The sequence below is a fragment of the Umezawaea sp. genome, from assembly GCF_057122925.1.
Genome location: NZ_DBNGPQ010000125.1, coordinates 19,210 through 42,871, shown reverse-complemented (window position 1 = coordinate 42,871; position 23,662 = coordinate 19,210). Strand labels below are relative to the sequence as shown.

Below are 23,662 nucleotides of genomic sequence, written 5' to 3'. Positions count from 1 at the left end.
GGCACGAAGGCGCCGAACGACTGCCCGGCCGACCCGCCGAAGGTGAGGTCGATCGTGCCGTCGGGCAGGCCCTCGCCACCGAAGCGGCGGGTCACCATCGAGCCCAGCATCGTGCCGACGGTGCGGTTCACGTTGCGCACCGGCAGCTCGAGGCTGACCGGCCGCGCGTCGAGCAGGGCGCCCTCGCACAGCTGGATCAGGGTCTGGTCCAGCGCGACGTCGAGGCCGTGGTCCTGCTCGCGGACGCGGCGCAGCGGCGCGCCCTCGGGCAGCTCGGGCACGACCAGGATCGGCGAGAGGTCCAGGCCCTCCGCCTTCCAGTGCCCGACCGCGCGACGGGTGTCCAGCATCTCGGCGTGCCCGATCGCCTCGTCGAGGGTGCGGAAACCCAGCTCCGCCAACAGCTCCCGCACCTCGTTCGCGATGAAGTGGAAGTAGTTGACGACGTGCTCGACCTGACCGGTGTACCGCTCACGCAGCACCGGGTTCTGCGTGGCGACGCCGACCGGGCAGGTGTCCAGGTGGCAGACACGCATCATGACGCAGCCGGCCACGATCAGCGGCGCGGTCGCGAAGCCGTACTCCTCGGCACCGAGGAGTGCCGCGACCACCACGTCGCGGCCGGTCTTCATCGCGCCGTCCACCTGCACGGTGATCCGGTCGCGAAGACCGTTGAGCATCAGCGTCTGCTGCGTCTCGGCGAGCCCGACCTCCCACGGCGTGCCGGCGTGCTTCAGCGAGTTCAGCGGGGAGGCGCCGGTGCCACCGTCGTGCCCGGAGATCAGCACGACATCCGCGTGTGCCTTGGAGACACCCGCGGCGACCGTGCCGACACCGAGCTCGCTGACCAGCTTCACGTGAACCCGCGCGTGCTCGTTCGCGTTCTTCAGGTCGTGGATCAGTTGCGCGAGGTCCTCGATGGAGTAGATGTCGTGGTGCGGCGGCGGCGAGATCAGGCCGACGCCCGCGGTGGAGTGCCGCGTGCGCGCGATCCACGGCCACACCTTGTTCGGCGGCAGCTGCCCGCCCTCGCCCGGCTTCGCGCCCTGCGCCATCTTGATCTGCAGGTCGGTCGCGTTGACCAGGTACTCGCTCGTCACACCGAACCGGCCGGACGCGATCTGCTTGACCGCGGAACGCCGCTCCAGGTCGTAGAGCCGGTCGGTGTCCTCGCCGCCCTCGCCGGAGTTCGAGCGGCCACCGATCCGGTTCATCGCGATGGCAAGGGTTTCGTGCGCCTCGCGGCTGATCGAGCCGTAGGACATCGCGCCGGTGTTGAAGCGCCGCAGGATGCTCTCGACCGGCTCGACCTCCTCGAGCGGGATCGGTGCGCGGCCCTCGGTCCTGAACCTGAACAGCCCGCGCAGCGCGCCGCCCTCGCGGTTGAGGCGCTCGACCTCTTCCGTGTACTTGCGGTACACGTCCTCGCGGCGGTTCTTCGTCGCGTGCTGCAACAGGAACACGGTCTCGGGCGTGAACAGGTGCAGCTCGCCCTCGCGGCGGTAGGAGTACTCGCCGCCGACCTCCAGCCGCCGGTGCGAGCGGTCGGTCGGGTTGTCCGGGAACGCCCGGCGGTGCCGGATCGCGACCTCCTCGGCGAGCACGTCGAGGCCGACGCCGCCGAGCTTGGACACGGTGCCGGTGAAGTACTCGTTGAGCACGTCGTGCGACAGGCCGACGGCTTCGAAGACCTGCGCCGCGGTGTACGCGCCGACCGTCGAGATGCCCATCTTGGACATGATCTTCAGGACGCCCTTGACCAGCGCGGACACGTACTGCCGCACGGCCTTGCGCGGCTCGATGCCGGTGATCGCGCCGGTGTTGACCAGGTCCTCGATCGTCTCGAAAGCCAGGTAGGGGTTGATCGCCGCCGCGCCGTAGCTCAGCAGCGCCGCGATGTGGTGCACCTCGCGGGCGTCGCCGGTCTCGACGACGAGCGCGACCCGCAGGCGCTCCTTGGTGCGCACCAGGTGGTGGTGCACCGCGGAGACCAGCAGCAGCGACGGGATCGGCGCCATCCGGTGGTCGGAGTCGCGGTCGGACAGGACGAGCGTTCGAGCGCCGTTCGCGATGGCCTCCGACGCCTCGCGACGCATCCGCTCGATCGCCGCCGCCAGCGCTTCGCCGCCGCCGTCGACCTCGTAGAGGCCCGACAGGACCGTGCAGGCGAAGCCCGGCAGGTCACCGTCGTCGTTGATGTGGATGAGCTTGGCCAGCTCGTCGTTGTCGATCACCGGGTAGTCGAGCTGGATGTGCCGGCAGGACACCGGTGACGGGTCGAGCAGGTTCTGCTCCGGGCCCATCACGCGCGACACCGACGTGACGATCTCCTCGCGGATCGCGTCCAGCGGCGGGTTCGTGACCTGCGCGAAGTTCTGCACGAAGTAGTCGTAGAGCAGCCGGGAGCGCTTCGACAGCGCGGCGACCGGGGTGTCCGTGCCCATCGAGCCGAGCGGCTCCATGCCGCCGATCGTCATGGGCGCGAGCAGGATGCGCAGCTCCTCCTCGGTGTAGCCGAAGGTGAGCTGGCGGCGCACGACCGACTCGTGGCTCTGCACCACGTGCTCGCGGTCGGCGAGGTCGTCGAGCTGGAGCAGGCCTGCGTGCAGCCACTCGTCGTACGGGTGGTCGTCGGCCAGCCCGGACTTGATCTCGGCGTCGTCGACGATCCGGCCCGCCTCGGTGTCCACCAGGAACATGCGGCCCGGCTGGAGGCGGCCCTTGGCCACGACCTGGCTCGGCGGCACGTCCAGCACACCGGTCTCGCTGGCCAGCACCACGCGGCCGTCGGCCGTCTGCCACCAGCGGGCGGGGCGCAGGCCGTTGCGGTCCAGGACCGCCCCGACCAGCGTGCCGTCGGTGAACGTGACGCACGCGGGCCCGTCCCACGGCTCCATCAGGCTGGCGTGGAACTGGTAGAACGCCCGCTGCGCGGGGTTCATCGAGGCGTGGTTCTCCCAGGCCTCGGGGATCATCATCATGACCGCGTGCGGAAGCGACCGACCGCCCAGGTGCAGCAGCTCCAGGACCTCGTCCATCGACGCCGAGTCAGAGCCCTCGGGGTCGCAGATCGGGAACAGCCTGGTCAGGTCGCCGGGGATCAGGTCGGACCGCAGCAGCGCCTCACGGGCGCGCATCCGGTTCCGGTTGCCGCGCACGGTGTTGATCTCGCCGTTGTGGGCCACGTACCGGAACGGGTGCGCGAGCGGCCACGACGGGAACGTGTTGGTCGAGAAGCGGCTGTGGACGAGCGCGATGGCGGACGCCAGGCGCTCGTCGCGCAGGTCGGGGAAGAACACGGGCAGCTGCCCGGTCGTGAGCATCCCCTTGTAGACGAGCGTGCGGGCCGACAGCGACGGGAAGTACGCGCCCACGTTCGCGGACGCGGTCTCGCGCTCGACCCGCTTGCGCAGGCAGTACGTGAGGCGGTCCAGCGCGACGCCCTCGTGGCCGTCCTCCGACCTCACGAACAGCATCGCGAAGTGCGGCACGACGGAGAGCGCGGTCGGTCCGACGTCGGCGGCCAGGGGGTCGACGGGCACGTCCCGCCAGCCCAGCACGACCAGGCCCTCCTCGACCGCGATCCGCTCGGCCATCGCGACGGCCTTCGCCCGGTCGTCGGGGTCGAGCGGGAGGAACGCGATACCGGCGGCGTAGCCGTCGCGTTCCGGCAGCTCGAAGTCGACCACGGCCCGCAGGAACGCGTCCGGCAGCTGGAGCAGGATGCCCGCTCCGTCACCGCTGGTCGGCTCGGCCCCGGCGGCGCCCCGGTGCTCCAGGTTGGCCAACGCCGTCAGCGCGTCGTTCACGATTCCGTGCGAACGCCGACCAGCGATGTCGGCCACCATCGCCACACCGCAGGCGTCACGCTCCGCAGTGGGGTCGTAGAGCCCCTGGGGGGCCGGGATGGCGGAGAAGATCACAGCGCAGACCTCCTTCGTCGTCCTGTAGCAGAACGATGTCCTCGTGCTCAGACCTGTCGAACGGTCTCTGGGCACGGGACGACGGTGGCCCGCGTGTTGACGCGACCTTAACAGCCGCGAAACGTGGAATCACCCTCCAATGGGTGGTCCTGCTCATGATCGCGTAACGATTCGTGCTGTCGGAACGACAGTGGGCCTACACCTCGAAACCGGTTACAACAGCGCAGCATATCCGAGGGTTCGGACGCCCGCGCGTCGGTGAGAGGTTGCCGACACGTGGCCGCACAGGGGCTAGCGGGACAACCGTACTGGTCAGGGCGTGTGCGGCCCTGTTAGTGGGCGGTAACAGGACCGATCGGTCGAGCGGGTAGCGCAGCGTCACGGACGGCGAGGCGCGAAGGCGGTCCACGGTCGGCTGTAGACAAAAAACAGGGCCGCCCGGAGGCGGCCCCGTGGAGAGCGAGCCCCGCCGCCGCGCTGCGTGGGTGGGGTGTGCGCGGCGGCGGGACTCGCGGCCGGTTGGTCAGTGGGCGCCCGCCACGGCGGGTGCGCGCTTCTCGTCCTCGTCGACGTCGTCACCGCTCTGCTGGTCGATCAGGTGGTCGACGTCCACGCTGGACGGGTTGTCGAGCACCTCGCGCAGCCGGTCCCGGTCCAGCTGGCCCTGCCAGCGGGCGACCACGAGGGTGCCGACACCGTTGCCGATGACGTTCGTGATCGCACGGGCTTCGGACATGAACCGGTCGATGCCGACGATGAGCGCGATGCCGACCGCGGGGATGGCGCTGTTGGCCTCGAACGCCTGGAGGGAGGCGGCCAGGGTGACCAGGCCCGCGCCCGTGACGCCCGCCGCGCCCTTGCTGGCGAGCAGCATGAACAGCAGCAGGCCGATCTGGGTGCCGAGGCCGACGTCCGTGCCGGTGGCCTGGGCGATGAAGAGGGCGCCCATGGTCAGGTAGATGCACGTGCCGTCGAGGTTGAACGAGTAGCCGGTGGGGATGGTGAGGCCGACGACGGACTTCTCCGCGCCCGCCGCCTCCAGCTTGACGAGCATGCGCGGGAGGACGGTCTCGCTGGACGACGTGCCCAGCACGATCAGCAGCTCGTCCTTGATGTAGCGCAGGAACTTGAAGATGTTGAACCCGGCGTACCAGGCGACGCCGCCGAGGACGACGAAGACGAACAGCACGCAGGTGACGTAGAACGACCCCATCAGCCAGGCGAGCTTGCCGAGGATGCTGCCGCCGAACTTGCCGATCGTGTAGGCGATGCCGCCGAACGCGCCGATCGGGGCCGCGTACATGACGATCTTGATGACGCCGAACATGACCTTGGCGAACGTGTCGAGCGCGGACACGACCTTCTCGCCGCGCTTGCCCATGCCCGCCACGGCGACCGCGACGAGCACGGCGATCACGAGGACCTGGATCAGCTGGCCGTCGGTGAAGGCGCCGACGAACGACTTCGGCACGAGGCTGAGCACGAAGCCGGTGATGCCGGTGTCGGCGCTCGACGCGTCCTGGAGGGTCTTGTCGGCGACGCCGTCCTTGATCGGGATGGTGGCGCCGTGGTGTCCGGGCTGGACCAGGTTCACGACGACGAGGCCGATGGCCAGCGCGACCGTGGTCATGGCGGTGAAGTAGAGGATCGTGCGGAGCGCCAGCCCGCCCGCCTTGGCCAGGTTCCCGAGTCCGGCGATGCCGACGACGATCGTGCAGAAGATGGTGGGCGCGATGACGACCTTGACGAGCGCGACGAACAGGTCCGCCAGCCACTTCATCTCGCTGGCCTGGGCGGGGAAGGCGTAACCGACGATGACACCGAGGACGATCGAGACCAGCACCCAGAAGTAGAGGTGCCGGTAGAGCGGCTTGCGTACTGCTGCTCCGGGTGGGCTGGCTGCCACGTCTCCTCCATGGGGGGCGGACGGCGGGATTGGTTGGTTCGTGATCCTGGGCACAGGCACCCCGTACAACAAGGACTCCCGAGGAAACTTGGGATTCATCTGACGTAACGAGTCCGGCACGCGCCGTTCACCCAGACCTCGGCGTACGCTCCGTCCGTGCCGCTCAGCCGTCGAACCGCGCTGCTGGCCGCCCTCGCGGCAGGTCTGCCGGTCGCCGCGTGCACGTCGACCGACACCCCGGAACTGGCCGAGCTGGTGCTCGCGACGGGCCCGGCGGGCGCGGTGTTCCGCGAGATCGGCGGAGCGCTGGCCGAGGCGCTGGCCGACCAGCTCCCGAACACGAGGGTGGTCGCCAGGGACACCAGCGCGTCGGTGGAGAACCTCCGCCTGCTGAAGGCGGGCGAGGCCCACCTCGGACTGTCCTCTTTGGACTCGGTGACGCACCTGGAGGACCTGGACGGGATCAAGGCCATCGGCAGGCTCTACGACAGCTTCCTGCACCTGGTCGTCCCGGAGGCGTCACCGATCCGGACGTTCGCCGACCTGGCGGGCCACCGGGTGTCCCTCGGACCGGTCGAGTCCGGCACCGAGTTCACCGCGGTGCGGCTCCTGCGGCTGCTGGGTGTGCGGGCGGTCGACGTGCGCATGGCCCACGCCGATTCCGCCAAGGAGCTGGAGAAGGGCACGATCGACGCGTTCATGGCGCTCACCGGCATCCCCACGCCCGCGATCAGCGGCCTGGTGGCCAAGGAGTTCCCGATCCGCCTGGTGCCGCTCGCCCAGGAGGCGCAGGCGCTGACGGTCGAGTTCCGCGGCCCCTACGTCCCCGCCACGATCCCGGCCACGACGTACGGCGACGTCGCCGCGAACGACACGGTCTCGGTCCCGAACCTGCTGCTGGCCATCGACTCCCTGTCCGACGACGTGGTGGAGGTGGTGACGCGCACCGTGTTCACCGAGTCCGCGCGCATCGCCGCCGAGCACCCGGAGGCGGGCAGGATCAACGTCCGCACCGGCATCGCCACGGGCCAGGTGCCGCTGCACCCCGGCGCCGCGCGCTGGTTCCGCTCGGTCAAGCGCTGACCGCCTCCCGGCGCGGGAGGGTCAGGCGCGCAGGCGGACCACCGCGTCGACGCCGTGGGGCTCGGCCGCGTCCAGGCGGAACTCGCCGCCCGCCGAGGTGATCAGCTCGGCGCAGATGGAGAGGCCGAGGCCGGTGCCCGCGATGTTCTGGTGCCGGGTGGAGCGCCAGAAGCGCCGGACCGCCTCGGTGCGCTCCTCGGCGGACAGGCCGGTGCCGTCGTCGGTCACGTGGAGTTCCACCCAGGGGCCCCCCGGCCGAGCGGCGATCGTCACGGCGGTGCCGCCGGAGAGCTTGACGGCGTTGCCGACGAGTTCGTCCAGGACGCTGCCCAGGCCGCCGGGGGGCGCCTGCACGACGAGACCCGAGGGCACGTCGACCCGCAACGAGACGGAGGCCTGACCGGCGAGCGCCCTCCAGGCGGGCACGTGCGTGACCATCAGGGCGTCCAGTTCGACCGGCTCGGCCGCCGAGGCGCTGTCGAGCCGGGTCGCGGCGAGCAGCGAGTCGAGGACGCGGCCCATCTCCTCGGCCTCGTCGACGGCGATCCGCTGTGCTTCCAGGCCGTCGCCGGACACGTGCGGCGCGAGGTTGTCGACCGCGAGCCTGAGGCTGGCCAGCGGGTTGCGGAGCTGGTGGGAGGCGTCGGAGACGAAGTCGCGCTGCCTGCGCAGGGCGCGGCTGACGACGTCGACCATCGTGTTGAACGAGCGCGCCAGCCGCCGCAGCTCCGGCGGACCGCCCACCTCGTCGGCACGGGTGTCCAGGCGACCGCCCGCGACGGCGGCGGTGGCCTCGTCCAGGCGCCGGACCGGACGCAGCACCCAGCGCGACATGGGCCACGCGACCAGCACGACACCCATCATCGGGATCAGCCCGAGGAGGCCGAGGATGCCCCACTGGCGGAGCACCGAGGAGCGCAGCCGGTCGGTCGGCGAGACCGTGACGACCGCCGCGACGACCTCGCTGTCCCGGCCGACGGGTTCGACCACGACCAGCCGGGTGTCCTCCCACGGCCACACGGTCTGGTCGGTGTCGCCGCGGAAGCCGCCGAACGCCGCTTTCAGCCCGTCGTCCAGGGTCGGCTGGGACAGGTCGATGGGCGTGCCGGAGTCGGCGATGACCCTGTTGTCGGTGCCGACCAGCGCGACCGCGATGCCGTACAGCTCGTCGTAGCGCTCCAGCTCGCCGCGCAACGCCGTCAGCCGGTTGGACGCGAGCGCGTTCTCCGCGAGGGACGCGAACCGGCTGGCGTCGCCGAGCCGGTCCAGGTAGGTCTCCTGCGTCTCGCCCTGCACCACCGCGAACGCCAGCGGCACGCCCAGGGCCGCGACCAGCGCGACCAGCAGCGGCACGATGAGGACCAGCAGCCGCCGCAGCATCAGGCCTCGGCCACGCGGTAGCCGACACCGCGGACGGTCTCGATCCGCACCCCGTCACCGAGCTTGCCGCGCAGCGCGGCGATGTGGGTGTCCAGCGTCCGCGACGGCGCCTCCCAGTGGGACTGCCACACCTGGTCGACGATCAGGTCGCGGCTGACCACCGCACCGGCCCGGCCGACGAGCAGCGCGAGCAGGTCGAACTCCTTGCGCGTCAACGAGACCGGCACGTCCCGCAGCGTCACGACGCGGGTCGCCGCGTCGAGGACCAGCGGCCCGAACCGCAGAGACCGCTCCGACCCCGACGACGCCCGCGCGGTGCGGGTGCGCCGCAGCACGGCCTCGATGCGCGCCAGCAGCTCGGCGGTGCCGAAGGGCTTCACCACGTAGTCGTCCGCTCCGGCCCGCAGCCCGAGCACGCGTTCGCGCTCCTCGCCCCTGGCGGTCACGGTGATCACGGCCGTGCCCTCGCGGCGACGCAGTTCGCGCAGCACGTCCAGGCCGTCGCCGTCGGGCAGGCCGAGGTCGAGCAGCACCACGTCGGCGGCGGGCGCCTTCACCGCGGCAGCGGCCGTGCCGACCCGGTGGACCTCGTAGCCCGCGTGCCGCAGAGCGGTGAGCAACCCACGAGCCACCCGGTCGTCATCTTCGACGACGAGGATGCGCATGGGGGGATGGTAGGCGCGTTACTCCGACTTCTCCGCCGACGGCATGTCCTCGGAGGGCCTCTCCTCGGACTTCGCGACCGGCTCCGGCTTGGTGTCCGGCACCGTCACGGCTTCCTGGTCGGCCTTCACGACCGGCTCGCCGTGCGCCTTCTCCGCCAGGTCGGCGTCGGTGGGGTCGGCGACGGTCCCGTCCGCGGTCTCGTCCGTGATCTTGTGCGTGGTCTTGTGCGCGGTCCTGCGCGTGGACGCGGCGGCGGACTTGTCCGCGTCGAACGCCGGGATCAGCGTCAGGTCCTCGCGCGGACCGCGGCTCTTCGCCAGGACGAACGCGACCACCGCGCCGATGAACACGAGGACGGACACCCACACGTTGATCCGCTGGCCGAACACCAGGGTCGCGGGGTCGGTCCGCATCAGCTCGATCCAGAACCGGCCCGCCGTGTAGCCGGCGACGTAGAGCGCGAACACCCGCCCGTGGCCGAGCCGGAACTTCCGGTCCGCCCACACGATCAGGATGGCGACGCCGACGTTCCACAGCAGCTCGTACAGGAACGTCGGGTGCACGATGTCGATCGGGGTGTGGTCGATCGCCACGCCGGCCAGGTCGTCCCTGATCTTGGTCACCGGGTCGACGCGCTCGTAGATCTCCAGACCCCACGGCAGCGTGGTGGGACCGCCGTAGAGCTCCTGGTTGAAGTAGTTGCCGAGCCTGCCGATGGCCTGCGCCAGCACGATGCCGGGCGCGAGCGCGTCCGCCATCGCGGGCAGCGGGATGCCCCGCCTGCGGCACGCGATCAGGGCACCGACGGCACCGAGCGCGATGGCGCCCCAGATGCCGAGGCCGCCCTTCCAGATCGCGAGCGCCTCCAGCGGGTTCTTGCCCTCGCCGAAGTACTTCGGGTAGTCCGTCGCCACGTGGTACAAACGGCCGCCGACCAGGCCGAACGGCACCGCGAACACCGCGATGTCCGTCACCGCGCCCGCGGGACCGCCCCGCGCGACGAACCGGCGCTCGCCCCACCAGATCGCCACGATGATGCCCGCGATGATGCAGAGGGCGTAGGCCCTCAGCGGAATCGGGCCGAGCTGCCAGACGCCCTGCGAAGGGCTCGGGATCGTCGCCAGGAACGTGCTGGCCGCGTACGTCGTCACCACGGCGACCACCGTAGCCGGTAGCGCGTCAGGACCACGTCAGAGTCCCCATTCGTTATCGCCGTGGTGCCTTCGTCAGCGCGCCCAGCCGGTGGGGTGCTGGTCGCGGACTGTCTTCCACGAGGTCGAGGCGATGCGACCGGCCTTGCGGGTGAAGGCGCGGTCGGCGAGGCGGAACGGTTCGGAGAGGTCCACGAAGCTGTCGTGGGTCGCTTTCGGGTCCCAGGACCTGGTCGGGATGCGCAGGTGGTCCAAGCGGTCGCTCTTGTCCTGGCTGGTGATGCGGAGGACGTCCACGCGCCTGGGGTAGGTGCGGAGGACCACGCACGGGCGGACCTTGGCCCCGTCGCCGTCGCGGAAGGGGACGTCGGCCCACCAGATGTCACCCGGTTGCGGTCTGGTCAGCCACGAGTCGTCCGGGGGTGAGGACTGGAGCGCGCCCGGCCCGCGGGTCCTGCGGACGAGGAGGGCGGCGAGGAGGGCCGCGGCGGCCACTGCCGCTGCCGCGAGGAGGTACCAGGGGGTCATCGGTGCTCCGCTGTCCGGGTGCTGGTGGGGACCGGGGCCAGTCTGGCCGTTGGACGGGCGGCGCACCGATCGGCGGGGGGTCTGGTGCTCTGGAACCCGGTGTGCACCCCGTGCGGGCCGCGACCGGACCGGGGGTGGTCGAACGCGCCGGGCGCGGTGCGGCCGCCCCCGAGGCGCTCGCTGATCACCGGCAGACCTGCCACGGTCAGCACACCGGCGGGCAGCGGGCGGCGGCGTGGCAGGCCTGTCGAGGAAACCGGTGATCAAGGAATGATCAGCACGTCCGGGTGGGCGGCCCGGTCGAAGACCGCGGTCTGCCTGCCGCGCAGGTGCAGGTCGAAGAACGCCGCGATGTACACCCGCTGCGCGGCGAGGCTGCGCTCCGGATCGATGGTGCCGATCATCGCGGTGGCGTCGCGGCCGAGTCGGGGCAGCAGCGCCTGCGCGTCCGTGAAGCTCATGTGCTCGGCGTCGGGGAGGTAGACGTCGCGCCGCCAGCCGGTCGACGCCGACCAGAAGGCACCCCAGTCGTCGCTGTGGGCGTGGTTGTGCGGAAGTCCGCTGCTCAAGCCGCCGCCCATCAGCAGACCCGGTTGCGTGCGGCCCCGCTTGAGCGGTGGTTCGGTTGCGGTGGGTAGGCAGCCGCTGTGCGAGCAGGTAGGTGAGCGGGCACAAGCAGGCAGGTAAACGGGTAGGTGGGTAGGTGGGTAGGTGGACGGGTAAGCGAGCGCTGTGCGAGCAGGCAGACAGGCCGGCCGGCTGGCGAGCGAGCAGGCAGGCGGGCGGGCGGGCAGGCAGGAGGATAGGCGGGGCGGGCGGGTAGGTAGGTAAGCAGGCGAGTAGGCATCTGGGCGAGTAGGCGGGCGGGCCAACTGGGCTAGCAGGCGGGCTGGCTGGCTGCGCGAGCAGGCAGGCGTGCGGCTGGGCTAGCAGGCGAGTAGGCGGGCCGGCCGGCTGCGCGAGCAGGCAGGCGTGCGGCTGGGTTCTGTGCCGTCGCTTGGTGGCTGTTCTCGCTTCGCTTCGGCGGTGTTGTGCTGGCCCGCGCCCGTGCCCGTGCCGGGTGGTGGGTGCCGGGTGGTGGGCGGGTGGTGGTGGGTGCGGGTGGTGGGCGGGTGGGGGGTGGGTGGTGGTGGAGTGGTGTTGGGTCAGCTGTGGTTCAGGTGGGGCAGGGTGTAGGTCTTTCCCGCGTAGGTGCCGCCTTGGACGCCCTCGAACTCGCCTTCGATGCCGTACGTCTCGGCGTTGTCGACCGGCGTGTAGCCGAGTGTTGGTGAGAGTTCCCAGAAGCGGTTGGTGTTGGCCGAGACCGCGTACGCCGTCTCGAAGTGCAGGTTCGGGGTGGTCAGGGCGGCGTTGATGAAGCCCGTGCAGTCCCTCGGGCTCAGCCAGGTCGCTCGGTGGCGGGGTTCTGATGGTTCCGCCTCGAAGCTGCCGATGCGCAGGCAGACCACGGAGACGCCGAACTTGTCCGCGTACAGCCTGGCCAGGGCTTCCACCGCTACCTTGCTGACGCCGTACAGGCCGTCCGGGCGTGGGGTGTCGGTTGGGGAGACCACCTGCGTCGTCGGGTAGAAGCCGGTCAGCCTGTTGCTGCTCGCCAGCACCACGCGGCGCAGGCCGTGGAGGCGGGCGGCCTCCAGGATGTGGTGGGTGCCCAGGACGTTGCTGGTCAGCAGGTCAGGTAGCGGTGCCTCGTCCGGGATGCCGCCCAGGTGGACCACGGCGTCCGCTCCCGCCAGGGCCGCGACCACCGCCGCCTCGTCGCGCACGTCCAGGACCAGGGACTCCTCAGCTTCCCCAAGGCCTGCGACCTCCGCCAGGTCGGCCAGCACGACCCGGCTCGCCACGCCGTGCAGTCCGGCTCGGACCGCACGGGCTACCTGGCCTGCCGCTCCCGTCACCACGACGGTTCCCAATTCGGTGTTCACGGCCCGAACCCTTCCAGCCGCGCAGCAGGAGGAGGAAGGGGACCAGGATCAGCAGGAGCAGGGGTGTGGTGGTCATGGGTCCACTGTCCGCAGGGGTACCGACAATTTCGGGAGCTTTTGCGGCCTGCTCGTGGCTGTTCACCCGATCGGGGTTCAGAAATGCGAGAACGCCGCCCCTCGTTCACACGTGGGACGGCGTTCTCCGCTGGTCAGGCTGGTGCTACCGCGCTGCGTACGCCCGTGGCCAGGTCTTCGGTCAGGGCGCGCACCGCCGCCGGGCTGTCCGCCGCGGCCGTGACGAACGCCGAGCCGACGATGACGCCGTCGGCGAACGCGGCCAGTTCCGCCGCCTGCGCGCCCGAACGGACGCCCAGGCCCACTCCCACCGGCATGTCAGTGTGCTCACGCACGCGCTTGACCAGCGCGGGAGCGAGGTTGGAGACGACGTCGCGGGCTCCGGTCACGCCCATGACCGAGGTCGCGTAGAGGAACCCGCGCGAGGACTTCGAGGTGAGGTCGATCCGCTCCTCCGTGGACGAGGGCGCGACGAGGAAGATCCGGTCCAGGTCGTGCTCCTCCGCGGCGGCGATCCAGTCCGCGGCCTCGTCGGGCACCAGGTCGGGCGTGATCAGGCCCAGGCCGCCCGCTGAGGCCAGGTCGCGGGCGAACTCGGCCACGCCGTAGCGCAGGACCGGGTTCCAGTACGTCATGACCACGGCCCTGCCGCCCGCCGCCGCGACCGACTCGACGACGCCGAACAGGTCGCGCACCCGGAAGCCCGCGCGCAGCGCCTGCTCCGCGGCCACCTGGATGGTCGGGCCGTCCATCACCGGGTCGGAGAACGGGAGACCCACCTCGACCAGGTCGCAGCCGGAGTCGACCATCGTGCGGAGGGTGTCCTTCGAGCCCTCCACGGTCGGGTAGCCGGCGGGCAGGTAGCCGATCAGGGCGGCGCGGTCCTCCGCGCGGCACTGGTCGAAGACCGGGGCTAGCCTGCTCATTCCGTCTCCCCCTCGACGCCGAGGCCGAACCACTTCACGGCGGTGTCCATGTCCTTGTCGCCGCGGCCGGACAGGTTGACCAGGATGACGGCGTCCTCGCCCAGCTCCTTGCCGAGCTGCATCGCACCCGCGAGGGCGTGCGACGACTCGATGGCCGGGATGATGCCCTCGGTGCGCGAGAGCAGGGCGAACGCCTCCATGGCCTCCGCGTCGGTGACCGGCCGGTACTCGGCGCGGCCGATGTCCTTGAGGTGGGAGTGCTCGGGGCCGACACCGGGGTAGTCCAGACCGGCCGAGATCGAGTGCGCCTCGGTGATCTGGCCGTCCTCGTCCTGCATGACGTAGGACATGGCGCCGTGCAGCGAACCGGGCAGGCCCTTGGTGAGCGTGGCGCCGTGCCGGTCGGTGTCGATGCCGTCGCCGCCGGGCTCCAGGCCGACCAGGCGGACCGACGGGTCGTCGATGAAGCCGTGGAAGATGCCGATCGCGTTGGAGCCGCCGCCGACGCACGCGGCGACGACGTCCGGCAGCCGGTCGATCTGCTCCAGGATCTGGGCGCGCGCCTCGATGCCGATGATCCGGTGGAAGTCGCGCACCAGCAGCGGGAACGGGTGCGGGCCCGCCGCGGTGCCGAGCAGGTAGTGCGTGTCGTCGACGTTGGCGACCCAGTCGCGCAGCGCCTCGTTGATCGCGTCCTTCAGCGTCCGCGACCCGGTCTTGACCGGGATGACCTCGGCGCCGAGCAGGCGCATCCTGGCGACGTTGAGCGCCTGCCGCTCGGTGTCGACCTCGCCCATGTAGACGACGCAGTCGAGGTCCATCAGCGCGCACGCGGTCGCGGTCGCGACGCCGTGCTGGCCCGCGCCGGTCTCGGCGATCACGCGCTTCTTGCCCATGCGCTTGGTGAGCAGCGCCTGGCCCAGCACGTTGTTGATCTTGTGCGAGCCGGTGTGGTTCAGGTCTTCCCGCTTGAGGAAGACCCGCGCGCCGCCCGCGTGCCGCGAGAACTTCTTCGCCTCGGTCAGCAGCGACGGACGACCCGCGTAGTCCTTGAGCAGCCTGGCGAACTCAGCGAGGAAGTCCGGGTCGACGCGCGCCTTCTCGTAGAAGACGGCGAGCTCGTCGACCGCGGCGATGAGCGCCTCCGGCATGTACCGACCGCCCCAGGGGCCGAAGTGCCCCCGCTCGTCGGGATCGTGCGGCGTGGGCGCGAACTGACCGCTGCCCACGGTGCCGGTTGGCGACATGCCATCCTCCAGGGTTGCTTAGCGACTCGGGCGCGGACAGGCGGGGTGCGAACCCGCCGTCACGAGCTTGTTCACGGCGACCTTCGGGTCGGGCGCGGTGACCAGACCCTCGCCGACCAGCACCGCGTCGGCCCCGTGGCCCGCGTACGACATGAGGTCGCCCGGCCCGCGCACACCGGACTCGGCGATCTTGATCGTCTCGAACGGGAGCCCCGGCGCGATGCGCCCGAACGTGTCCCGGTCGACCTCCAGGGTGTGCAGGTTGCGCGCGTTGACGCCGATCACGCTCGCGCCCGCCTCCAGCGCGCGGTCGGCCTCCTCGGCCGTGTGCACCTCGACGAGCGCGGTCATGCCGAGCGACTCGACCCGGTCGAGCAGCGCGATCAGGGCGTTCTGCTCCAGCGCGGCCACGATCAGCAGCACCAGGTCGGCGCCGTGCAGGCGCGCCTCGTGCACCTGGTACGGGCTGACGATGAAGTCCTTGCGCAGCAACGGGATCTTGACCGCCGCGCGCACCGCGTCGAAGTCCTCCAGCGACCCGCCGAAACGACGGCTCTCGGTCAGCACGCTGATGACGCTGGCGCCACCGGCCTCGTAGGCCACGGCCAGGTCCGCGGGCTCCGGGATGGCCGCCAGGTCACCCTTGGACGGACTGCGCCGCTTCACCTCGGCGATCACGCCGACGGCCGGAGCACGCAGGACGGACATCACGTCCTGGGGCGGCGCGACCTTCGTGGTGCGCGCGCGCAGCTCGGGAAACGGAAGAGCGGCCTCGCGGACGGCGAGGTCCTCACGAACGCCTTCGATGATCGATTCGAGAACGGTCACCCGGACACCTCGCACTTGCTCGCCGGCCCGGTACTCGGTGCCTCACTGCCAACTACATCGGTCGCAAGTTCGCACACGTCACGATCCCCTTCCCGCCGCAAGGATGCTAACCCCGCCGGACAACCCGACCGGCCACCGGGGTGGCACGATCGGGGCTGCTCCGCGAGGCACCCACGGGTACGACGTGCGCGAACGTGCGGCGCAGGCGTGTCAGCACCTCGTCAGCCACGGGTCAGCCCCGATCGGTGGGGTCGTCGCCGCGTTCCAACGCACGCCACAGGTCCTTGTCCGGGTCCGTGGAGCGCTTCGCCGCGGCGGGCGTCTGGTAGCTGCCGCCCAGGCGCGGCATGGCCTGCCCGCGCACCAGCAGCAGCACGCCCGCGGCGACCACGAGCAGCGCACCGAGCACGACCAGCCCCTTGGGCACCGGGCCGCCCGGCGCCGCGAGCGCGAACCACACCGCGCCGAGGCCGGTGACCAGCACGATCCCGCCCAGCACCCGCCGAACCCAGCCCGAGAGGGCCACCACGGCGGCGACGGCGGCCGCGCAGAGCACGGCCAGCGGCACCAGCTCGGGCACTACGTCGGCCCCGGACCTGTCGACCGCGGTCGCCGCGGCTCCGGGGCGCTGCACCGACTCGGTGACCCAGGTCAGGCCGGAGGCCCCCCACAGCGCGAGCGCCCCCAGCAGCAGGAGGAGCACCACGATCCACAGTGGACGCCTAAACACTCGTCGGACTCGCGGCGGGCTTCATCGTCTGCGCGGTGGCGATGGCGGCCAGGACGGCCCCGGCCTTGTTCAGGCACTCGTTGTCCTCGGAGACCGGGTCGGAGTCGGCCACGATCCCGCCGCCCGCCTGCACGTACGCCACGCCGTCGCGCACCAGCGCGGTCCGGATGGCGATGGCGGTGTCCGCGTCGCCCGCGAAGTCCAGGTAGCCGACGACGCCGCCGTAGAGGCCGCGCCGGGTCGGTTCCAGCTCCTCGATCAGCTCCATCGCGCGCGGCTTCGGCGCGCCGGACAGGGTGCCCGCCGGGAAGCAGGCCGCGACCGCGTCGTACGCCGTCTTCCCGTCCGACAGTTCACCCGTCACGGTGGACACGATGTGCATGACGTGGCTGTACTTCTCGACCTTGAAGAACTCCACGACCGTCACGGAACCCGGCCTGCACACGCGGCCGAGGTCGTTGCGGCCGAGGTCGACGAGCATGAGGTGCTCGGCGCGCTCCTTCTCGTCGGAGAGGAGGTCCTTCTGGAGGACGGCGTCCTCCTCCTCGTCCACGCCCCTCCAGCGGGTGCCCGCGATCGGGTGGGTCGTCGCCTTGCCGTCGCGGACCGTCACGAGCGACTCGGGGCTGCACCCGACGATGTCGAAGCCCTCCAGGCGCAGCAGGTACATGTACGGGCTGGGGTTGGACGTCCGCAGCACGCGGTAGATGTCCAGCGGGTCGGCGTCCGTGCGCATCTCGAACCGCTGCGACAGCACGACCTGGAACGCCTCGCCCGCGCGGATCGCGGCCTTGGCCTTCTCGATGACGTCGTGGTGCTCCTGGGGCGTGCGCCTGCGGGTGAACTCCGGTCGCTGGCGGGTGAACACAGCGGCCGTCGCGGGCGCCGGGTTCTGCAGGTCCAGCGTCATCTGTTCGAGGCGGGCCACGGCGTCGTCGTAGGCCGCGTCGATGTTGTGCGTCGAGTCGTCCCAGTTCAGGGCGTTCGCGATGAGCGTGACGGTGCCCTCGTGGTGGTCGAGCGCGGCCAGGTCGGTGGCCAGCAGCATCACCAGTTCGGGGACCTTCAGGTCGTCCTCGGCCAGCGTCGGCAGCTTCTCCAGCCTGCGCACGGCGTCGTAGCCGATGTAGCCGACCATGCCGCCGGTCAGCGGGGGCATGCCGGGCATGCGGTCGGTGCGCAGCACCTCGATGGTCTCGCGCAGCGCCTGGAGCGGGTCTCCGCCCTCGGGCAGGCCGACCGGGCGCACGCCCGTCCAGTAGGCCTCGCCACCGGTGGCCGTGAGCGCGGCCGAGGAGCGCGCGCCGACGAACGACCAGCGCGACCACGACCGGCCGTTCTCGGCGGACTCCAGCAGGAACGTGCCCGGCCGGTCCCCCGCGAGCTTGCGGTAGAGGCCGACGGGCGTCTCCGCGTCGGCGAGGAGCCGTCGGACGACCGGGATGACCCGGCGATCGGCGGCGAGCTCGCGGAATTCCTCACGGGTGGGGCTGATTTCGCCCAGACCCGAGCCTGCACCGGCTCCGATGACGCTGACCATTCGGCCATTCTGCCGTGAAGACCTATACGAGCCCTCTTCAGGGCTTCGGGCAGACGCAGATTTCATCGCTTGTTGAAATTTGGTCCGGACGGCGGGATGATGGTGCCGTGACCACAGCGAGCGAGCAGGCGGAGCCCAAGCGCCGCGGGCGGCGGGCGGGCGGCGAGGACACCAGGACCGTGCTGCTCGACGCGGCGCGCGAGGTGTTCATCGCCCGCGGGTACGAGGGTGCCACCGTGCGGTCCATCGCCGCCAGGGCGGGGGTCGACGCCGCGATGGTCAACCACTGGTTCGGCGGCAAGGAGAACCTGTTCGCGCAGGCCGTCCTCAAGCTCCCGTTCGACCCGACCGTGCTGGTCGCGCGCCTGCTCGACGGGCCGCCGGAGCAGATCGGCGAACGGATCGCGCGCAACTTCACCACCATCTGGGACGCCACCGGCGGAGGCCCGTTCGCCGCGATCGTGCGCAGCGTGACCAGCCACGAGGGCGTGGCGAACGCCCTGCGGGAGTTCTTCCTGCACAACGTGTTCGGCAGGATCACCGAGGGTCTCGACGTCGACCGGGTCGACCTGCGGGCCTCGCTGTGCGCGTCGCAGGTCATCGGCATGGGCATGGTCAGGTACGTGGTGAAGTTCGAACCGCTCGCCTCGGCCGACGTCGACACCGTCGTCGCGGCCGTCGGGCCGACCCTCCAGCGCTACCTGACCGGCGACATCGACTAGTCCTCCAGCAGCACGTCCGCGTCGAAGCAGGTGCGGTCGCCGGTGTGGCAGGCCGCGCCGGTCTGGTCGACCACGAGCAGCAGGGCGTCGCCGTCGCAGTCCAGGCGCACCTCGTGCACGTACTGCGTGTGGCCGGACGTGTCGCCCTTGCGCCAGCGCTGCTGCCTGCTGCGGGAGAAGTACACCGCCTGCCGGGTCGTCAGCGTCTCGTGCAGCGCGGCGTCGTCCATCCACGCCACCATCAGCACCTCGCCCGTGCCGCGCTGCTGCGCGACCGCGCACACCAGCCCGTCGGCGGTGCGCTTGAGCCTGGAGGCGATGGCGGGGTCGAGTTCGGTCACCGGTTTCCTCCGCGTTTGAGGTGGATCAGCGCCGGGGCCGTGTTGAGCAGCACCACGCCGTAGACGTGCGCGGCCGACAGGACGCCCGTGATGACGCGCGCCCACACCGGGCCGTCGTTGAGCGTGGCGAGCAGGTGGACCAGCGCGAGCAGCAGGAACAGGATGATCGCGGTGACCCGCGCCGGCCGGAACCCGATCACGAGACCGGCCGCGACGACGAGTTCCAGCGCGGCCACGACCGCCGGGAACCGCACCCAGACCACGTCGCCGTCGACCTGCCACTTCACGACGCCCACCAGCAGGAACAGCAGCGCTCCACCGGCCGCGACGGCCGCCGAGATGAGCACCTCCGGCGGCGCGGAGGGGTTCCGCGTCACCGGACCACCACCCCGGCCGCGCGCAGCCCGTCCTTGACCTCGGAGATCCTCAGCTGGCCGAAGTGGAACACGCTCGCGGCGAGCACCGCGTCGGCCCCGGCCTCGACGGCGGGCGGGAAGTGGTCAACCGCGCCCGCGCCGCCGCTCGCGATCAGCGGCACGTCCACGACCGCGCGGACCAGGCGCAGCAGCTCCAGGTCGAACCCGACCTTGGTGCCGTCGGCGTCCATGGAGTTCAGCAGGATCTCGCCGACCCCCAGCTCCTGACCGCGCGCGGCCCACTCGACGGCGTCGATCCCGGTGCCCTTGCGCCCGCCGTGGGTCGTCACCTCGAACCCGGACGGGGTCGGCCGCTCCCCCTCCGGCACGCGCCGCGCGTCCACGGACAGCACGATGCACTGCGCCCCGAACCGCTGCGACAGCTCGCCCAGCAGCTCCGGCCGCACGATCGCCGCCGTGTTGACCCCGACCTTGTCCGCGCCCGCGCGGAGCAGCTTGTCGACGTCGTCGGGGCTGCGGACGCCGCCGCCGACCGTGAGCGGGATGAAGACCTGCTCGGCCGTGCGGCGGACGACGTCGAACGTCGTCCCGCGGTCCGAAGAGGACGCCGTGACGTCCAGGAAGGTCAACTCGTCCGCGCCTTCGGCGTCGTAGGCGCGAGCCAGCTCGACCGGGTCTCCCGCGTCGACGAGGTTGGTGAAGTTGACGCCCTTCACCACCCGGCCTCGGTCGACGTCGAGACAGGGGATCACACGGACAGCGACGGACATGCCGACCAGCCTACGGTCAGGCGGACGGCAGGTCGGTGAGGGCGGGTACGAAGTCCTCCAGGTCCGGACCGACCGAGGGGTCACCCCCGCGAAGACCGGGGACGGCGACCACCGCGACGCCCGGTTCGTCGAGTGGACCGGGCGCACGACTGCGCGGAGCGACGACACCGCCCGCGACGTCGTGCGGATCGCACAGGGGTCGCCCTTGGGGACAGTCGTGGCGGGAGAACCGGTTTCACCACCGTCCCGAGGTCCGGGGTGCCACTAGTGTCCGAGGGGTGATCGGTGACCTCGGTGATGGCAAGTACCTGTTGTTGACGACGTTCCGCAAGGACGGTCGGGCCGTGCCCACCCCCGTGTGGGTGGTGCGGGACGGGGACGGGCTGGCCGCGTGGTCCGCCACCGACAGCGGGAAGGTGAAGCGGATTCGGCGGGACGGGAAGGTGCTGGTCGGGCCCTGTGACATCCGGGGGAACCCGACCGGGGAGCCGGTGGGGGCGCGGGCCTCGCTGATGGACCAGGAGCAAACCGACCGGGTGCGTGGGTTGATCGGCAAGAAGTACGGCGTCGCCGGGAAGTTGACGCTGTGGGGCAGCAAGCTCAGGCGTGGACGCACCGGATCGATCGGCATTTCCATCGTGACGTCAACCGAGGGTTGACGAGGATTCATCCGTCAACCTAGAGTTGACGGATGATTGCGGCACCCGTTCAACTCACGGATCTCATCGTCACCGTCGCGTCGGAGCACACGGCGGTGCTCGACCGGTTGACGACCGCGGTGCTGCTGAGCCGCCAGCTCGACGAACTCGGTGATCACCTGATCGGGCACTTCGTGGACGAGGCGCGGCGGTCGGGGGCCTCGTGGACGGACATCGGCGAGAGCCTGGGCGTGAGCAAGCAGGCGGCGCAGAAGCGGTTCGTGCCGCGGGAGTCGCCCGACGTCGAGGCGCTGTCGAAGCCCTCGTTCGACCGGTACACCGAGCGGGCGCGGCGGGTGGTGGTGCTGGCTCGGCACCACGCGCGGTTCAGCGAGACCATCGGCACCGAGCACCTGCTGCTCGGGCTGCTCGACGAGTCGCACGGGCTGGGCGCGAAGACGATCCACCACCTGGAGGCGTCGGAGGGCACCACGCGGATGACCCTGCTGCTGAAGCTGGACAAGACCAGCAAGCAGCCGTCCGAGCAGCAGCCGTTCACCACGCACTGCAAGAAGGCGCTGGAACTCGCGGTGCGGGAGGCGCTACGGCTCGGGCACACCTTCGTCGGGACCGAACACCTGCTGCTCGGCCTGCTGGCCGAAGGCGCGGGAACCGCGGCCGAGGTGCTGGCGGGGACCGGGGTCGAGCGCAAGGCGGCTGAGGTCCACATCGTCGGGGAGATCGACGCGGCCATCAGCCGTGCGCGGCAGCGGCCGCTTCCGGGAGCCTGAGCAGTCGGTCACCACCCACCCGCCCCGCGGTCGGAGGGGAGGACCGGGTGTGCGCGGTCGGGGCTGCCGGACCCGGTGGCCAGAACCGCGGAGGTGGGGAGAGGCATGTCCTCACGGTGGCGAGAGGACCGCTCAACGGACAACATCCCGTGGGATGGTCGAAAACCATCCCACGGGATGACAACTGCCGGACGGGTCAGATCTCGGCGGAGGCGCGCACCGCGGCGAGGGCTTCCGGCAGGGTGAAGTTGCCCGCGTACAGGGCCTTGCCGATGATCGTGCCCTCGACGCCGTCGCGGGACAGCGAGGCGAGCGCGACCAGGTCGTCCACACTGGACACGCCGCCGGACGCGATGACCGGGGCGTCGGTGCGGGCGCAGACGTCGCGCAGCAGGTCGATGTTCGGGCCCTGGAGCATGCCGTCGCGGCCGACGTCGGTGACGACGTAGCGGGCGCAGCCGTCGCGGTCCAGCCGCTCCAGCACCTCCCACAGGTCACCGCCGTCGGTGGTCCAGCCCCGGCCGGACACGCGGTGGCCGCGCTCGGTGATGCGCAGGTCCAGGCCGACGGCGATCTTCTCGCCGTGCTCGGCCACGACCTTCGCGCACCAGTCGGGGTTCTCGATCGCGGCGGTGCCCAGGTTGACCCTGGCGCAGCCGGTCGACAGCGCGGCGGCGAGCGACTCGTCGTCGCGGATGCCGCCGGACAGCTCGACGTTCACGTCGAGTTCGCCGACGACCCTGGCCAGCAGCTCGCGGTTGCTGCCGCGACCGAAGGCGGCGTCGAGGTCGACCAGATGCACCCACTCGGCGCCGTCGCGCTGCCACGCGAGGGCGGCGTCGAGCGGTTCGCCGTAGTTGGTCTCGGTGCCGGCTTCGCCCTGGACGAGCCGAACGGCACGGCCGTCCACCACGTCAACGGCCGGGAGCAGCGTGAATGTCACGCCATTCAGCCTAGTTGAAGGTGCTCAGCCAGTTCTCCAGCAGGTGCGCGCCCGCGTCGCCGGACTTCTCGGGGTGGAACTGCGTCGCCCACAGAGGGCCGTTCTCCACCGCCGCCACGAAGTCCGTGCCGTGCTCGGCCCACGTGACCAGCGGCGGGCGGATGACGTCGGACGGCTCCAGCTCCCACTTGCGCACGCCGTAGGAGTGCACGAAGTAGTAGCGGGTGTCGGCGGGCAGGCCGGCGAAGAGCTTCGTGCCCTCGACCGGGCGGACGGTGTTCCAGCCCATGTGGGGCACGACCGGCGCGTCCAGCCGCTCGACCGTGCCGGGCCACTCGCCGCAGCCCTCCGTGAGGACGCCGTGCTCGATGCCGCGGTCGAACAGGATCTGCATCCCGACGCACACGCCGAGCACCGGACGCCCGCCCGCGAGGCGTTCGCCGATCATCCGGCCGCCGCGGATCGCGTTGAGCTGCTCCATGCACGCCGCGTACGCGCCGACGCCGGGGACGAGCAGGCCGTCGGCTTCGCGCACGGCTGTGCGGTCGGCGGTCACCTCCACGTCGGCGCCGACGCGCTGGAGCGCGCGCTCGACCGAGCGGAGGTTGCCGGATCCGTAGTCCAATACGACGACTCGTGCCACGTGTCCAGGTTAGGTCAGCGGCGGTTCGGGCGGCGCCGCGCCCTGCGTGACCGGGATGACAGGCAGCAGGGTGTTGATCGGCAGGTCGGCGAGGCGGCTGCGCGCCGAGGGCAGCCCGGCCACGTGGGTGTCCGCCCTCCCCTCGTCGACCAGGCCCACGACCTGGGTCACGTCGGCGGTGAGGTCGGCCTCGCCGCGCTCCCGGCCCTTGAGCAGCCACCACGTGACCGGGCCGACCAGCCTCATCGCCGAGAGCGGGGAGCCGCGGTAGGTGGTGCGCACGCCGTCGGACCCGACCCGCGTGGCACCCGCCCACCGCAGCACCAGCGCCGTGCCCCCGATCTCGCGGCACCTCGCCGCCAGTCTCATCGCCGCCGCGAAACCGCCCTGCCGCGCGGGCAGCAGCACGGTGCCGGAGGTCACCGGCACCAGCGCGGCAGGGCCGGAGCCCTCCCGGTGCAGGGCGCGTTGCAGTTCCGCCGTGGGTGCTGCGGTCCAGATCAGGGTTCTCGGCACTCTCACGGGA

Annotated in this window: 23 protein-coding genes; 4 read left to right on the top strand and 19 right to left on the bottom strand. The window is 71.3% G+C overall.

Annotated elements, in window-relative coordinates; translation table 11 throughout:
* On the bottom strand, positions 1 to 3,923 hold a 3,923-nt coding region (gene gltB / locus AC156L_RS28460), incomplete at its 3' end, for a glutamate synthase large subunit (protein WP_484407419.1).
* A 523-nt stretch (positions 3,924 to 4,446) separates the two neighbouring features.
* A complete protein-coding gene (dctA, locus tag AC156L_RS28455; protein WP_330875830.1) occupies positions 4,447 to 5,829 on the bottom strand; it encodes a C4-dicarboxylate transporter DctA in 1,383 nt (460 codons plus the stop codon).
* Between the two features lie 156 nt (positions 5,830 to 5,985).
* Here dctA and AC156L_RS28450 point away from each other — a divergent pair, with 156 nt between their 5' ends.
* Positions 5,986 to 6,912 carry a TAXI family TRAP transporter solute-binding subunit gene (locus AC156L_RS28450; RefSeq protein WP_330875831.1) on the top strand — a complete coding sequence of 309 codons (927 nt, stop codon included), beginning with the start codon at positions 5,986 to 5,988 and terminating at the stop codon, positions 6,910 to 6,912.
* A gap of 21 nt (positions 6,913 to 6,933) precedes the next feature.
* On the opposite strand, the gene AC156L_RS28445 is transcribed toward AC156L_RS28450, so the two are convergent.
* The 11 genes from AC156L_RS28445 to AC156L_RS28395 form a co-directional block, all read right to left on the bottom strand.
* Positions 6,934 to 8,292 carry a sensor histidine kinase gene (locus tag AC156L_RS28445; protein ID WP_330875832.1) on the bottom strand — a complete coding sequence of 453 codons (1,359 nt, stop codon included), beginning with the start codon at positions 8,290 to 8,292 and terminating at the stop codon, positions 6,934 to 6,936.
* On the bottom strand, positions 8,292 to 8,957 hold the full coding sequence (locus AC156L_RS28440) for a response regulator transcription factor (RefSeq protein WP_330875833.1): 666 nt from the start codon (positions 8,955 to 8,957) through the stop codon (positions 8,292 to 8,294). The genes AC156L_RS28445 and AC156L_RS28440 overlap by 1 nt, the downstream gene beginning before the upstream one ends.
* Before the next feature lie 18 nt (positions 8,958 to 8,975).
* Positions 8,976 to 10,112, bottom strand: coding sequence for a prolipoprotein diacylglyceryl transferase (lgt, locus tag AC156L_RS28435; RefSeq protein ID WP_330875834.1), 1,137 nt, complete (start codon positions 10,110 to 10,112; stop codon positions 8,976 to 8,978).
* 72 nt (positions 10,113 to 10,184) lie between these two features.
* Entirely contained in the window at positions 10,185 to 10,637 is a 453-nt protein-coding gene (locus AC156L_RS28430) for a type II toxin-antitoxin system PemK/MazF family toxin (protein ID WP_330875835.1), read from the bottom strand.
* A 263-nt stretch (positions 10,638 to 10,900) separates the two neighbouring features.
* Complete coding sequence (locus tag AC156L_RS28425) at positions 10,901 to 11,206, bottom strand: hypothetical protein (protein ID WP_330875836.1); 306 nt, start codon at positions 11,204 to 11,206, stop codon at positions 10,901 to 10,903.
* Positions 11,207 to 11,782: 576 nt separating this feature from the next.
* Positions 11,783 to 12,565, bottom strand: coding sequence for an NAD-dependent epimerase/dehydratase family protein (locus AC156L_RS28420; protein ID WP_330875837.1), 783 nt, complete (start codon positions 12,563 to 12,565; stop codon positions 11,783 to 11,785).
* 209 nt (positions 12,566 to 12,774) lie between these two features.
* Complete coding sequence (gene trpA / locus AC156L_RS28415; RefSeq protein WP_330875838.1) at positions 12,775 to 13,566, bottom strand: tryptophan synthase subunit alpha; 792 nt, start codon at positions 13,564 to 13,566, stop codon at positions 12,775 to 12,777.
* Complete coding sequence (gene trpB, locus AC156L_RS28410) at positions 13,563 to 14,813, bottom strand: tryptophan synthase subunit beta (RefSeq protein WP_330875839.1); 1,251 nt, start codon at positions 14,811 to 14,813, stop codon at positions 13,563 to 13,565. Before trpB ends, trpA begins: the two co-directional genes overlap by 4 nt.
* An 18-nt stretch (positions 14,814 to 14,831) precedes the next feature.
* Complete coding sequence (gene trpC / locus AC156L_RS28405; RefSeq protein ID WP_330875840.1) at positions 14,832 to 15,641, bottom strand: indole-3-glycerol phosphate synthase TrpC; 810 nt, start codon at positions 15,639 to 15,641, stop codon at positions 14,832 to 14,834.
* A gap of 232 nt (positions 15,642 to 15,873) precedes the next feature.
* Positions 15,874 to 16,347, bottom strand: coding sequence for a Trp biosynthesis-associated membrane protein (locus tag AC156L_RS28400; protein ID WP_330875841.1), 474 nt, complete (start codon positions 16,345 to 16,347; stop codon positions 15,874 to 15,876).
* A 16-nt stretch (positions 16,348 to 16,363) separates the two neighbouring features.
* Positions 16,364 to 17,911, bottom strand: coding sequence for an anthranilate synthase component I (locus AC156L_RS28395; protein ID WP_330875842.1), 1,548 nt, complete (start codon positions 17,909 to 17,911; stop codon positions 16,364 to 16,366).
* 107 nt (positions 17,912 to 18,018) lie between these two features.
* Here AC156L_RS28395 and AC156L_RS28390 point away from each other — a divergent pair, with 107 nt between their 5' ends.
* Positions 18,019 to 18,633 carry a TetR/AcrR family transcriptional regulator gene (locus tag AC156L_RS28390; protein ID WP_330875843.1) on the top strand — a complete coding sequence of 205 codons (615 nt, stop codon included), beginning with the start codon at positions 18,019 to 18,021 and terminating at the stop codon, positions 18,631 to 18,633.
* On the opposite strand, the gene hisI is transcribed toward AC156L_RS28390, so the two are convergent.
* The 3 genes from hisI to hisF are packed head-to-tail and all read right to left on the bottom strand — an operon-like array spanning position 18,630 to position 20,121.
* The gene (hisI, locus tag AC156L_RS28385) at positions 18,630 to 18,974 is read right to left on the bottom strand and encodes a phosphoribosyl-AMP cyclohydrolase (protein WP_330875844.1); all 345 of its coding nucleotides are present in this window, start codon (positions 18,972 to 18,974) and stop codon (positions 18,630 to 18,632) included. The two genes, AC156L_RS28390 and hisI, sit on opposite strands and share 4 nt — an antisense overlap.
* Entirely contained in the window at positions 18,971 to 19,351 is a 381-nt protein-coding gene (locus AC156L_RS28380) for a hypothetical protein (RefSeq protein WP_330875845.1), read from the bottom strand. Before AC156L_RS28380 ends, hisI begins: the two co-directional genes overlap by 4 nt.
* Positions 19,348 to 20,121 carry an imidazole glycerol phosphate synthase subunit HisF gene (gene hisF / locus AC156L_RS28375; RefSeq protein WP_330875846.1) on the bottom strand — a complete coding sequence of 258 codons (774 nt, stop codon included), beginning with the start codon at positions 20,119 to 20,121 and terminating at the stop codon, positions 19,348 to 19,350. Before hisF ends, AC156L_RS28380 begins: the two co-directional genes overlap by 4 nt.
* A gap of 278 nt (positions 20,122 to 20,399) precedes the next feature.
* Between hisF and AC156L_RS28370 the strand changes: the two genes are divergently transcribed.
* A complete protein-coding gene (locus AC156L_RS28370) occupies positions 20,400 to 20,780 on the top strand; it encodes a PPOX class F420-dependent oxidoreductase (protein ID WP_330875847.1) in 381 nt (126 codons plus the stop codon).
* A 32-nt stretch (positions 20,781 to 20,812) separates the two neighbouring features.
* Positions 20,813 to 21,550, top strand: coding sequence for a Clp protease N-terminal domain-containing protein (locus AC156L_RS28365; protein WP_330875848.1), 738 nt, complete (start codon positions 20,813 to 20,815; stop codon positions 21,548 to 21,550).
* Positions 21,551 to 21,746: 196 nt separating this feature from the next.
* On the opposite strand, the gene priA is transcribed toward AC156L_RS28365, so the two are convergent.
* Genes priA through AC156L_RS28350 form a run of 3 tightly spaced genes read right to left on the bottom strand, consistent with a single transcriptional unit; the run spans position 21,747 to position 23,658 of the window.
* Entirely contained in the window at positions 21,747 to 22,493 is a 747-nt protein-coding gene (gene priA, locus AC156L_RS28360) for a bifunctional 1-(5-phosphoribosyl)-5-((5-phosphoribosylamino)methylideneamino)imidazole-4-carboxamide isomerase/phosphoribosylanthranilate isomerase PriA (RefSeq protein WP_330875849.1), read from the bottom strand.
* A 10-nt stretch (positions 22,494 to 22,503) separates the two neighbouring features.
* Positions 22,504 to 23,136: an imidazole glycerol phosphate synthase subunit HisH gene (gene hisH / locus AC156L_RS28355; protein WP_330875850.1), complete on the bottom strand. Its 633-nt coding sequence runs from the start codon at positions 23,134 to 23,136 to the stop codon at positions 22,504 to 22,506.
* A 9-nt stretch (positions 23,137 to 23,145) separates the two neighbouring features.
* Positions 23,146 to 23,658 carry a hypothetical protein gene (locus AC156L_RS28350; RefSeq protein ID WP_330875851.1) on the bottom strand — a complete coding sequence of 171 codons (513 nt, stop codon included), beginning with the start codon at positions 23,656 to 23,658 and terminating at the stop codon, positions 23,146 to 23,148.
* Positions 23,659 to 23,662 lie beyond the last annotated feature (4 nt).